This is a genomic window from Brenneria sp. hezel4-2-4, assembly GCF_013155275.1.
GTDB lineage: Bacteria > Pseudomonadota > Gammaproteobacteria > Enterobacterales > Enterobacteriaceae > Brenneria.
The window spans coordinates 1-12,817 of record NZ_JABJXS010000003.1 but is presented as its reverse complement, the minus strand read 5'-3'; the positions used below and the strand labels follow the sequence as shown (position 1 = coordinate 12,817).

10 protein-coding genes, 1 other RNA gene and 1 pseudogene are annotated in these 12,817 nt (G+C 44.4%); 11 read left to right on the top strand and 1 reads right to left on the bottom strand.

Translation table 11 applies throughout. From position 1 onward, the window contains the following. Positions 1 to 33: 33 nt before the first annotated feature. The 11 genes and pseudogenes from HOY33_RS06865 (at position 34) to HOY33_RS06815 (ending at position 11,911) form a co-directional block, all read left to right on the top strand. Entirely contained in the window at positions 34 to 1,017 is a 984-nt protein-coding gene (locus tag HOY33_RS06865) for an NAD(P)-dependent oxidoreductase (RefSeq protein ID WP_172289479.1), read from the top strand. Positions 1,018 to 1,070: 53 nt separating this feature from the next. Then, positions 1,071 to 1,586 (top strand): cupin domain-containing protein, encoded by a 516-nt coding sequence (locus HOY33_RS06860; protein ID WP_199377714.1) that lies wholly within the window; start codon positions 1,071 to 1,073, stop codon positions 1,584 to 1,586. After that, a complete protein-coding gene (locus HOY33_RS06855; protein WP_172289478.1) occupies positions 1,583 to 2,287 on the top strand; it encodes an SDR family oxidoreductase in 705 nt (234 codons plus the stop codon). The genes HOY33_RS06860 and HOY33_RS06855 overlap by 4 nt, the downstream gene beginning before the upstream one ends. A gap of 150 nt (positions 2,288 to 2,437) precedes the next feature. Next, a complete protein-coding gene (gene smpB / locus HOY33_RS06850; protein ID WP_172289477.1) occupies positions 2,438 to 2,920 on the top strand; it encodes an SsrA-binding protein SmpB in 483 nt (160 codons plus the stop codon). A 50-nt stretch (positions 2,921 to 2,970) separates the two neighbouring features. Next, positions 2,971 to 3,333, top strand: a transfer-messenger RNA (tmRNA) gene (gene ssrA, locus HOY33_RS06845). A 191-nt stretch (positions 3,334 to 3,524) separates the two neighbouring features. Continuing rightward, positions 3,525 to 4,500 (top strand): annotated as a pseudogene (locus tag HOY33_RS06840) (integrase arm-type DNA-binding domain-containing protein). 235 nt (positions 4,501 to 4,735) lie between these two features. Next, positions 4,736 to 4,981 carry a helix-turn-helix transcriptional regulator gene (locus HOY33_RS06835; protein ID WP_137712680.1) on the top strand — a complete coding sequence of 82 codons (246 nt, stop codon included), beginning with the start codon at positions 4,736 to 4,738 and terminating at the stop codon, positions 4,979 to 4,981. 788 nt (positions 4,982 to 5,769) lie between these two features. Further along, positions 5,770 to 6,654 carry an integrase domain-containing protein gene (locus tag HOY33_RS06830; RefSeq protein ID WP_172289476.1) on the top strand — a complete coding sequence of 295 codons (885 nt, stop codon included), beginning with the start codon at positions 5,770 to 5,772 and terminating at the stop codon, positions 6,652 to 6,654. Between the two features lie 377 nt (positions 6,655 to 7,031). Then, complete coding sequence (locus HOY33_RS06825; protein ID WP_172289475.1) at positions 7,032 to 8,774, top strand: hypothetical protein; 1,743 nt, start codon at positions 7,032 to 7,034, stop codon at positions 8,772 to 8,774. After that, positions 8,758 to 10,497 (top strand): hypothetical protein, encoded by a 1,740-nt coding sequence (locus HOY33_RS06820; RefSeq protein ID WP_172289474.1) that lies wholly within the window; start codon positions 8,758 to 8,760, stop codon positions 10,495 to 10,497. The genes HOY33_RS06825 and HOY33_RS06820 overlap by 17 nt, the downstream gene beginning before the upstream one ends. A gap of 199 nt (positions 10,498 to 10,696) precedes the next feature. Next, a complete protein-coding gene (locus HOY33_RS06815) occupies positions 10,697 to 11,911 on the top strand; it encodes a hypothetical protein (protein WP_172289473.1) in 1,215 nt (404 codons plus the stop codon). Positions 11,912 to 12,715: 804 nt separating this feature from the next. On the opposite strand, the gene HOY33_RS20615 is transcribed toward HOY33_RS06815, so the two are convergent. Further along, the coding region (locus tag HOY33_RS20615) for an integrase core domain-containing protein (RefSeq protein ID WP_233356425.1) at positions 12,716 to 12,817 on the bottom strand (102 nt) is incomplete at its 5' end.

Genomic DNA, 12,817 nt, shown 5'->3' with positions numbered 1-12,817 from the left:
GGACTAATTAGTGTTAACAAAATGAGGTGATTTATGAGGGTTTTAATAACAGGAAGTAGCGGGAATCTGGGAACAGCATTATCGATTAAATGTAAAGAAAGAGGATTTGAAGTTATTGGGCTGGATAAAAGACAGTCTGAAGAAACGAATGTCATCGGCTGTATTAATAACAGAACGCTCGTCGATAGCTGTATGCAAGGTATTGATATCGTTTTTCATACCGCAGCGCTGCATAAACCGCACATCGTCACGCATTCTTATAAAGAATTTATTGAAACTAATACGCTAGGTACCTATAACCTCTTGCAGTCCGCGGCAATGCACAACGTTAAGTCGTTCATTTTCTCAAGTACCACGAGCGTGTATGGCGATAGTCTGTCGCCCGATGCGTATTTGCCATCAAGTTGGATTGATGAAAATAAACAGATCGAAAGTAAAAATATTTACGGCGTAACAAAATTGGGTTCTGAAGAACTTTGCCGAATTTTTTCGCGCAATCATGGCTTAAATTGCATTGTCTTTCGCGTATCGCGATTCTTTTATGAAGATGACGATAACCCGGCGATCAGAGCGCATTACTGTGGGGACAATGCGAAAGTCAATGAATTGCTTTACCGACGAATAGATGTCGAAGACGCGGTTAACGCCCATCTTTGCGCAGCATTAACCTATACGCCGAAAAACGGTTTTGACAGATTTCTTCTCAGCACCACCACGCCATTTAAAAAAGAACATTGCTTACTTCTCAATAAAAATGCCGACGCCATAGTCGGTAAACTCTTCCCACAATATCGTGAGATATACGCGGCATTAGGATGGAAACTGTTCCCTCGTATTGACCGCGTATATGTCAATGAAAAAGCTCAACGGGTACTTAACTGGCGGCCTAAATACACATTTGAATACGCGCTCGACTGTTTGTCTCAACAACGTTCATTTCGCAGCCCGCTTGCCGAAAAAATCGGTTGGCATAGATATCATGACCAGGTTTTTGAAAATATGCCCTACCCAATCTAAAACAACGAACGGCATCGGGTATCAAGGACAATAGCAATTAACGGAGGATTGTTATGCCACATCTGAACAAACACCAACTCATTGAGTTATTAGCGCTGAAAAAACACGAAGAAGGCGGATACTATAACGAAACTTACCGCAGTCCGGAAAAAATACAAACCGAGCGTGAACACAACAACGGTCTTAGAACGTTATCAACCTGCATTTATTATCTTCTGACTGACGACAGCCCTATCGGATATTTTCATAAAAATATTTCGCCTATCCTGCATTTTTATCATTCAGGCGCACCGCTTACCTACCGCTTTATTCATCCTGACGGAAAAACAGAGGAACATATTCTCGGGCCGGATATCCGCAACGGTCACAAACTTCAACTGGTGGCGCCCGGCGAAGTATGGAAATCAACGGAATTATCGCCCGGCGCATCATACGGACTGGTCAGTGAAATTGTTCTACCTGGTTGGGAAATCTACGACTCCGCAATCGCGCAATATCACGAACTATCGACACGCTATCCGCAACACGAAGCCTGGATAAAACGCTACTGCTATGGAGAAAAACCATGAGCAAGTCCGTCGTGATTACAGGCGCAGCCAGAGGGATTGGCAAAGCGGTGACCGAGTACTTCATCCAACAGGGCGAATACGATGTTATTGCAATAATACGACGTCACGATCGGATCGAGCAGCTCATGACGGAATGGCAAAACATCAATCCGTCATGCCGTATCGACATCAAAGCGGCGGACTTTTCAGATAGACACGCGGTCGAAAAAGTATGTCGGGCATTGAGTCAGAAAAAAAATATCGCCGTTCTGATTAATAACGCCGGTATTTTTTATAGCGGTACGGTGGATATCGATTACCAGCGATTGCTTGACCTGACGACGGTCAACTTCCTGTCACCGTTTTTGATCACCCACACGGTGGTTAATCTGATGCGGGAAAATAAGCAGGGCTATATTTTTAATATCGCCAGCAATTCGGCAAGGCGGCCCATACCGGGCATCGGAGCCTATAGCGCGTCCAAGCATGCGTTGTTAGGGTTCTCCGAATCGTTAATGCTCGACTTGCTGCCGTATAATATTAAAGTTTCCAATATCAATCCCGCTTTCGTCGATACTGACATGACTCGCGGCTTTCCCGGCGTCACCGCCAACGACAAAATACAAACGGACGATATCGTCCGTTGCATCAGCTTCTTGCTGTCTCTGTCGGCCGGGGCCATCGTGCCAAATATCGACGTGGAATGCGTCAAATTCCTGTAAAAGCCATGCATTGACAGGCAACGACACGCCGGGCACCTGTCCGGCGTCACCTTAAGGCCCCAACTCTTTAACGCAAGTCGTCCCGGACATAAAAACATCCTGCGCATCAGGGATTTCATTCCCTTTTACATCCAGTATAATGACGGCACTATGACAAAGAAAAAAGCGTACAAACCCGGTTCCGCCACCATTGCGCAAAACAAGCGCGCCCGCCATGAATACTTCATTGAGGAAGAATTTGAGGCAGGGCTTGCATTGCAAGGTTGGGAAGTAAAATCACTGCGTGCGGGCAAAGCCAATATCAGCGACAGCTATGTAACATTCAGAGACGGTGAGGCGTACTTGTTCGGCGCCACCATCACACCGCTCAATGTTGCGTCTTCGCATGTGGTTTGCGACCCGACGCGTACACGTAAACTCTTACTCAACAAACGAGAATTGGACTCGTTATTGGGGCGCGTCAGTCGGGATGGTTATACGGTTGTCGCCTTATCCATGTACTGGAAAAATGCCTGGAGCAAAGTCAAAATCGGCGTGGCGAAAGGTAAGAAAGATCACGACAAGCGTGATGACATCAAAGAACGTGAATGGAAATTAGACAAAGCCCGTATCATGAAGAACGCTAACCGATAAGCCGGTGGCTTAAGTGGTATAAGTTCTGGTATACTGGCAACAGTTTCTTGGGGGCTGATTCTGGATTCGACGGGATTTGCAAAGCCCAAGGTGCATGCCGAGGGGCGGTTGGCCTCGTAAAAAGCCGCAAAAAAATAGTCGCAAACGACGAAAACTACGCTTTAGCAGCTTAATAACCTGCTGAGAGCCCTCTCTCCCTAGCCTCCGCTCTTAGGACGGGGATCAAGAGAGGTCAAACCCAAAAGAGATCGCGTGGATGCCTTGCCTGGGGTTGAAGCGCTAAATCTAATCAGGCTAGTTTGTTAGTGGCGTGTCTGTCCGCAGCTGGCAAGCGAATGTAAAGATAGACTAAGCATGTAGTACCAACGGTAGAGTAATTCCGGACGGGGGTTCAAATCCCCCCAGCTCCACCAATTTAGACATCGGGTATTACCAGATAAGTCCGATGAAGTACGAAAAGCCTGCATGGCACAAGCTCTGCGGGCTTTTTTACGTCTACTGGGCGCTGTGGCGATCTTATGGCTTCCACCATTGTTAGGCACAATTTTAGGCACTCTATGCAGTTTCCCTCATTCCTGTTGGCCTAAACTTAGTGGAGGTACCTATGGCAAGGCAAACAAGGCCGCTTAGCGATACTGAGATCAAAGCGGCCAAACCCAAAGAGACTGACTACTCCCTGTATGATGGTGACGGGCTTGAGCTTCTTATCAAACCCGGAGGCAGCAAACTTTGGCAATTCCGCTACTATCGACCTTTAACCAAAAAGCGCGCAAAACTGAGTTTTGGTTCCTATCCTGCCGTCACTCTGGCCGACGCCCGAAAACGCCGCACTGAAACCAAATCGTTAATTGCCAAAGATATCGATCCTCAAGAGCATAACCACGCGCTAAAACGGCAAGCGCTGGAAACCCAATCCAACACCTTTAAGGTCGTTGCCGAACGCTGGCTACAGTTAAAAAAGAGCAGCGTCACCGCCGACTATGCCTCCGATATTCAGCGATCCCTCGAAAAGGATATCTTTCCCGCCATCGGCGATATCAACATTACCGACATTAAAGCGCGCACGCTGGTGCAGGCTATCCAGCCGGTGCAGGCCAGAGGCGCGCTGGCAAGAGATCGATCTGGATGCTAAAGAATGGCGCATTCCGGCCGAACGCATGAAAATGAAGCGGGTACATATCGTTCCGCTGTCAGAACAGGCGCTGGCGATTCTGGCGCTAATGAAGCTCTTAAGCAGCCACCGGGAATATGTTTTTCCCAGCCGCATTAAGCCGTTACAGCCAATGAATAGCCAGACGGTCAACGCCGCGCTAAAACGCGCCGGATTAGGCGGCATTCTGGTATCACACGGCATGCGGTCAATCGCCAGCACCGCGCTCAATGAGCAAGGCTTTCCGCCCGATGTCATCGAAGCCGCCCTCGCCCATGTGGATAAAAATGAAGTACGCCGGGCCTATAACCGCAGCGACTATCTGGAACAACGTCGCCCCATGATGCAATGGTGGGCCGACTTTGTGAAAGCGGCGGACAACGGCAGCGTGCTGGAAGGCGGGATCCGGGGACTCAAAGCGATTGGGTGATTGTATGAAGCCATGTTTTCTCTCCCGCCTCACACCATAAGCAAGTGATGGTGTGAGGCGGGAGACGCGTTATTTTTCGCTCATCGTCAATCGACAAATCCTCAACCCCGCGTCTTTAGTAACTCTTAAGATAAAGTCACTTAACGGATGCTAAAAAGGAAGAAATTAAAAATATGCCTTAGTCAGAACAAACGATTTCATCGCCTCTGACGGGCATCAACTTGGGTGACTTCGTATGATTGAACAAGACTGGCATCCGGCAGATATCATTGCTGGTTTAAGAAAGAAAGGCACAACGCTGGCTGCGGTTTCCAGAGAAGCGGGACTCGCCTCTTCCACTTTGGCAAATACACTGACGCGCCATTGGCCTAAAGGAGAACGCTTAATCGCCGAAGCCTTGCATAAACGCCCCGAAGAGATCTGGCCTTCGCGTTATAACAGCGGACAGCATCAACAATACAGAGATGGAACCTCGGATTAGCCACTAAAAATTTACAAAATTTTTTTCATACTGTTAGTGGATTTAGACGCTCCTTACTGGATTTCTATGGAATAGAAATCCAGCAAGGAGCCAACAAGCGCAGCGCGTTAGCCGCTTGATATACGGATTTTGGCGCAGTAGATTGTCAGTGTTATACCGCTGCTGCACGCAGCACTCCACGTTGCCTCGACCTTCAAGGCAACGCGCAGGCCCAGCCTGTGTGGTCAACGCCCAACCCGCCCCGCTACCAGTTTGCGGGTGATCGCTGCGGCGATGGTAGCTCACTTATCCCAACGCCTTAGGGCTGCATCTTGTTTGTTCTTCGTGAAGCAACTGCTTTTTGCATACGCATTGATGCGTACAACAACCTTATTGCTGGCGCAATCGTCTGCGGCCTTTTGCTGCCTCAGCGAATACTTCAATGAGACTGCGGCGTCACTTCATACGGCGCAAAGCCGTTGCAAGTGACGCCGCGAACAAACTCTGCGACAGCCCTTACGCCACAGCGCTTTCCGGCGCGACCTGTCATCTGACGCACATTTTCTGCGTCAATTCTCATCAACCCACTTATCAGAGGAGGACTGAACCGATACCTGAGCAGGCTTTCAGCCTGAGGGGATTACCCTGCTGATGCAGGCGGCTGCACCGAGTGCATAACCGATATCCCCGTAATACCTCAACCGCTGCCGATCCGGCGCGCAGGTATTGTTCAGTGCGGCACGGTTTCCCCGTGTCGTAAATCGCCGTGCGCCGGAGAACAGAGGTTATTGAGGATGGAGGCATAGCATATGTCACGATTAAGCCGGGAGATGCAGACGCTGGCCCGTCAGGCTGGCGGCAGCCATAAGACGGTACATGACCGACTAAAAATTGCAGAGCGACTTGCCAGTCATCTGCTATCTTTGAATATTCAGATCCGCACGGTGCAGCATCTGAAAGCAAAACATATCGAATGCTATATCGCCGAACGGTTAGAACAGGGAATTACACTGCGCACGCTGCATAATGAAATGGCAGCGGTGCGGGTGATACTGCGCACCGCCGGTCGGGATAAGTTGGCGGATGCGGAACGATTGAGCAACAAGGCGTTAGGGCTGAGCGGCGCCAGCCGGGACGGTACGCGAAAGGCGATTACGCCGGAGCGCTATCAGGCGGCGCTGGCAACCCTGCAACAGAAAGACGCCGGACTCGCGCTGACGCTGCAACTGGCTCGAATGATGGGCCTACGTTCGCAGGAAGCGGTGCAGTGTTCGCAGTCGCTCAAGACATGGGCCACCGCGCTGGAGCGAGGCGACGGGCAACTGACGGTGGTATTCGGCACCAAAGGCGGACGGCCCCGACAAACGCGGATTCTGGATCGGGAAGCGTTAATACAAACAGTAAATCAGGCGCTGGCAGTTGCCGATACTCGCAACGGTCGGCTGATTGATAAACCGGATCTGAAAAGCGCCATTAACCGCTGGCGTTCACAAACTGCTCTGGCCGGACTAAAGGGGCAATATTCTCCGCACAGCCTGCGCTATGCGTGGGCGCAGGATGCGATGCGCTATTATCGGCGACAGGGATTCAGTAAACGGGAAGCCTGCGCGCTGGTGTCGATGGATTTAGGGCATGGAGATGGGCGTGGGCGGTATGTGGAGCGGGTTTATGGGAGAATGACTAGGTCAAGATGAATAGCAACAGGGAACACTAAATATTGATAAGAGAAATTAGTGAGTAAAGGTGCTCACATATTAATTTTGGTGAAATAATCGCCAGATTGAAATTATAACATCCTCATATCTGTAGTAGCTCAGATTTGGGCTGACACTTTTGTGGCTCATGGCCATACCTAATCTGACAGACAGTTTTGTGATGCGGACATTGCTGGCATCGCAGCGCATTAATCAATGAGGCGCAAGTCAGCATTACACCGATGCAGCATATTTATCGCATAAACCGATTTTACTTATCACTACCGTTAAAAATGGGGAGATTACCATTTGATCTACTTCTCCTTATCTTACAAAGTATCTACTGATTTAGTAGCGGTGTAGTGAGGTACACGGAAATGTCGTTAGAAGACACAAGGGCTAGGCTGTTAGCTGTAAGTGAAACGGCAGAAGGTCTGCTTGCTCAGGTTAACGATTTATATGTCCAAGAAATACGTTCCGAGGAGAAAGTCTTGACAGAGGCACTATCTGAGCTTCACAACTCAGGGGAGATTGATCTCGTCGAGATAGTAAGAAAAATTGATAAAAGCTCCTGCGGAAACAAGTTTTTTACAATTCTGCATGCCTTTGAAAACGTTCTGCCTTCACTAGATGCAAGAGTTGAAAATGTCGTACAGTGTCTGGTCCATCTCACGCAACAGGCTGGTAGAGATTTAGCTATTGGTGGAGTCTATGAGGCATTTGAGCATTTCTGTCGCATGGAAGCAAATCGTCCCAAAGATAGCGTTGAATTTATCCTGACACAAAGTGATCTCAGTACATATGCCCCTTTTCTTTCTAGCTCAATCCTCGCATACGACTCAGATCGTGTGGCTGAAGCTCTCCAGACGACAGAAAGTCTGATTGTTAATAGCAATCAGACGGTCAGAAACCAAGCCTATTTTACTTTGGGGAGGCTTGATGTAAATGAAACTCAGGCTAGTGTCATTTGGGAGCTACTTATCGGCAGTGCTAGTAGTGAGCGTGAAAGTGGTTGTTATGCGTCGATACTGAGGGCAACACTCCACTTTGGAGGAACATTTCCATCTTACTGGTCGCAGATAGAAGAGCTTCTAATTACATTTGTTGAGGGAGTCCCTCCAGAGGTTCTCTATGCAATATCGGATATTGTCTCCTTTCAAAGGATCGATCTTCCAGAGAATGTTCTGCGTCTTCTCGTCAAGCAGTTAGCCAATGTATCCCCTGAGCACAAAGGTATTATAGATAATATTGATCATTTATTGGTTAAGTTGATTGAGAGGGGGTCATCTTCTCTTGCTGTCGAATTATTGGAATCAATTCTGGCTGCAGGAGTGGAATTTGCATCGCTGGACTATTTATCCAACAAGCTGTTGAACAAGCATCAAGAATTACGTAATTATATAATTACAAAATGGTTTTTATATGGAGAAGCCTCGCTTTGCCATGGTGTTTTGGATCTACTTCATGATGTAACGGGTGAGGACATTGAGCTAAAAGCAGAAACGGCATTGCTAGGTGATGAAGTAAAGCAAGTATTTGTCAGCCACAAGGCCGTCGGTTGGCTGTTTACGCGGCCTATAGCGGCGGCAAGTTTCATTCTATCTATTTCCGGTACTGCTTCGATAACCACACTTAAAGAGCTTGAACGGATTTTGTACGACCCTTTACTTTTAAGTTACCCAGGGGAGCTTAAGCAATTCTTCCAGTCATGCATTGATAAAGGTGTTCAAGAACATCTATGTGAGCGCCTGCTTGGAAAACTTAAAGCCTATCATGCTGATATTGAGAAAGTGTCTGAATTGAAGGAGTTAATGGCTCCCAACGAAAATGTAAGTGCTTATTGGAAAGACTTTGACAAAGACATGCAGAAAGCCCATGAAGAAGCATCAAAATATTCTTTTATTCGGATGATTGCGACGACGCAGAGGTTATTGTATGGCAACAGCTCTATTTATTATTTACATCAGGGAGATGGAGAATCCATACGACAGGAGATGCAAATGCAGTCCTTTTCCCATTCGACCGAAATGCCAAGATTGAACGTTATAGACCCCGAGTCACTAGATTACATTTTGCGAATTTACCGTTGTGAGAGACTGAAAAATGAAGTTAATTCTTAAGCAATATTTAGCTTCACTAAAAGAACGGACAGAATTAGATGCTGTACTGCCAGATTTGTTGAGCTGTATGGGGATGAATGTATTCATTTCACCGACGCGTGGGGTTAAAGAGTATGGTGTTGATATAGCGGCTGTAGGGCAAGTCAATGGCGAGGAAGAAAAAGTTTATTTGTTTTCTGTGAAGTCTGGAAACCTTACTCGTGAGACTTGGAATGGGAACGCAGATCAAGCTCTTAGACCTTCGTTAGATGAGATTCAAGACTCATTTATTCCTAGTCGTCTCCCCCCTGAACATAGGGATAAAAAAAAAGTTATATGCTTATGTTTTGGTGGAGATGTCAATTCAGGGATCAGGCAGGAGGTATCTGGCTATGAGCAACGGAATACGCGAGATAATATCTCTTTTGAAGAGTGGAATGGTGATAAACTGTCAGAGTTTATTCAACAGTACTTGTTGAAAGAAGAATTACTGCCTAGCACCAGCCAAGGTTTTTTAAGAAAATCCTTGGCGCTACTTGAAGAGCCTGAGAGTTCAAGCAAGCACTTCTCACTATTGATTGATGAGGTTCTTTCCAACGCCACTGACGCAGATTCTGTTGCATCGTCCATAACTCGGACAAATGTTTGTTTGTGGGTTCTATTTTCATGGTGCCGTGATGGTGGAAATTTAGAGGCAGCATATCTTTCATCGGAGCGAGCATTGCTGTTGGCTTGGGATAAGGTAAAAGGCCACTACACAGGAAAGAACAAACCCTCAAAATCATTTGATAGCATTTTAGATACCTATCAACAAATTACTGATTGTTATGTCGAACGTTGTTTAATTCCGTATGTTGAATTTAAATATGCTATTTCCCATGCGGTTAACTCACCATGCTCTATTGACGTAAATATTAAACTCTTTGATGTGCTAGGACGTTTATCAGTCAAAGGACACTGGATTTTAGATATACTGTCAAAGAGTTATGCTGAAAACCCACCAATAGATGGAGAGAGCGAAGAACAGAAAAGGTTATGTCTCCGCCTCAAGCAGATAACAAAATCAATTAACATGTTGGTTGTTAATAATCCAATACTACTGTCACCGTACAAAGATTCGCAAGCCATTGATATTGGTCTAGCTCTAACACTGCTTTCAAATAATTCAGAACTCGATGAGTTTGTGCAGAGTTGGCTCTCGGAGATTGTCAATAGATGTATATTCTCTTTTGAGAGCAATGGAATGTATCCAATTATATATGACTCTTATGAAAAACTGCTTGAACATAGAAAAAAAGACAAGACTGATAATAGTTATAAGAATAAAGTTACGGAAGCTAGTATTTTATATCCTCTATTAGTATTGTTTTGCTCTCTGTATAAATTAGCTTCAGTAAGCCAAGACTTGGAAAAATTTGCCAAAGATAAACTAGCTCATAGCACGTTACAGTATTGGTACCCAAACCAACATAGTGAACAGAGTATGTACTCGAACTCAGATATGCATGGCTCTGCGACAACTAACTTTCCGATAAATGGAAGCTTGGCACTGGAGCTCGTAGCACAAGAGTGTGAAGGCGCTGATTCGTTTAAGAAAATGTCAGCTGTTACTGAAGGGAAGGCTCCATTGATACTGACAGCTTGTCGTTGTTACCGATATCCAGTTCCTTTCCATTTTATTGAAGATTGGTTAGTGGATTCCCTTCCGCAAACAACTTCCGCCTCTCAATCTCAGCTAACCTAACGATTATTCAATCTGTCCGTTTCGCGCAAGAAACGGACACTTTACAAATGTACTGTTAATTCATCGGAAGTTGTTAAATAATCCATTGAAATAAAGAGCATTTTATTATACTTTATTTCCATATGTGTTTTCTCTGTTGAATAATATTTTTACTTCATAAGTTTATGAGAAAAAATGACAAGACTTGTAGGATTAAATTATGAAATGGAAAGAATTTAAACTTTCTTTATCGAAAAAAGATTTAATTGGTATAGATTCTGAATTCACCGCTTCAACAAGACGTTTAATTTCTTTTTTTAAAGCAGATGGAGCCCATCTTAATAAATGGTGGGTTATGACATCGGTTGACTGGGGGTGCCCGTGCTGCAAAAGAAAAAAATCAGAAATTGTTAGGCTAAACAAAAATAATTTTCTAACCTGCCAACTACACGAACATCATGATCATATGAAGGAAGTCGTAAAATCCCTTTTCGAAGAGTTTTCAAAGAGAAAGAAGCGTATTGTTGCAGATGAACTATCTGAAAAATTTTCCATTAAGGCGGCCTTTTCATTATCAGCTTATGACAATACAGTTATATGTTTTGATTGTAATAAAGCAGATGCAGACGCAAAACGTTTAGTTAAGTGCCATAAATTCTTTTCATTCTCTCCGAGGGAGATCTCAGAGTTTATTTGTGTAATTCCCAATCATGAGCACCAGATTGATGTAAAAGCTGCGAATGAAGTTTGGGCACGAATAGAGCCCATATTTAAAATGCGTTTAAATCTCGCCAGGCAATTCGCTGAAATAGCTGCAGAGAAGCAAGACTGGTATCAACCATCTGAGAGAACGGCAAAACAGACTGAGCGAATTGCAAAACGATTATTTAAGTTGAATGGATTACATGATTTTGATGAAATAGAGCCTGAAAGGCTACTATATAACACTGAACCATTTAAAGGTTCGAAAAATTCTTGGAGGATAAAAAATAATCCCACAGCAAAAAAAATCCCTTTAGCTAACGATATAGCACATTTAGCTGCTGTTAGAGGTAAATATTGGAACAGATATAATGAAGAATGGGTATGTCCATGTTGTCAGCGAAAGAAATATAGTTGCGTTAGACCATCTAAAAATAATCAATGGGTTCTTGAAATAAAAAAAGCCCCATTGTTTGATGAAAGTAAATCTAAGACCAAACATCATGAAATTGCAATGTGCATGGATTGTGTTGATTCAGCGATAAATTTAGGGCGCGAGGTCTCACACTTTATATCAAAAGGGATCGAGTTTCCTAGTTCGGTTATCACACTTGAAGAACTTTCCAAAGTTATAATTCCTCGCCCCCACTCAATGCATGCATTTCATAATGATTTAATAGAAACATTATTGCCTTCGATTATTAAAAGATACCTTAATTTTATTGATGATTAACTTAGTTTACTTCAAAAAAGCGCATTCAGAGACTCAAAAACCCTAAGTGTTTAACATCCGCTCATTGCTGCCTGTCAGATTTGCTGTGTTCTGCTTTTAAAATGCTGTCAGGTTAAGTGGTGGCTAATCCTGTTCATTACATCGCCCAAAAGCCTTTATCAAAAAACATTAACCAGAGGACTTTCTTTATAACAATTCATTTCCAATTAAAATAGATGGCATTTACATTAATATCAATCCGTTTGATTCAAAGTTAAGAACATATATTCAATAAATACTTAGTGATAATATTTTTCATTTAGCCCTCTCTCATTCCTCTGATAAATATAACCCCATACTCACACCCCTTTTATCTTAAATATTTATTATTTATAGCTCAGAATTTCCACTAAGACCAATATTATAATTGCTCTATGCTTAGCTAATTTTCTTAGTAAACATCGTTACGCACAGTTCTGCGACATGCATAAATTGGGTTCTACGCAGGTATATATTTTTCTGACTATTCACAGTCGGAGCTGTATCGAACATGAATTATATGACTATAAAACATACAATTCGATTCCTCGGCTGAAAATCTTTTTGCTACTCATGTCACAAATGAGTCCCACAGCATCCACTTTAAGCAAGCAAAAAAAATTTAGGCCCAAACTTGGGCCCATAGAACAAAAATTGAATCAGGAATAAGCCAAACAATCAAAATAATAGGTAACCTATTCAACTCCCCTCAGCCCATGAAACGACAGGCAGATGCTAGTAATGGAGAAGCTTTTGACCTCCTCCCATATCCTGACCCAGGATCAATTAGAGGATCTGTCTTTTTTGGTGACTTCGGATAAATTCTGCCGGAGTCAGATCATTTAATGAAGAATGTGTCCTGTCATGGTTATATTCTTCCCGCCAGCG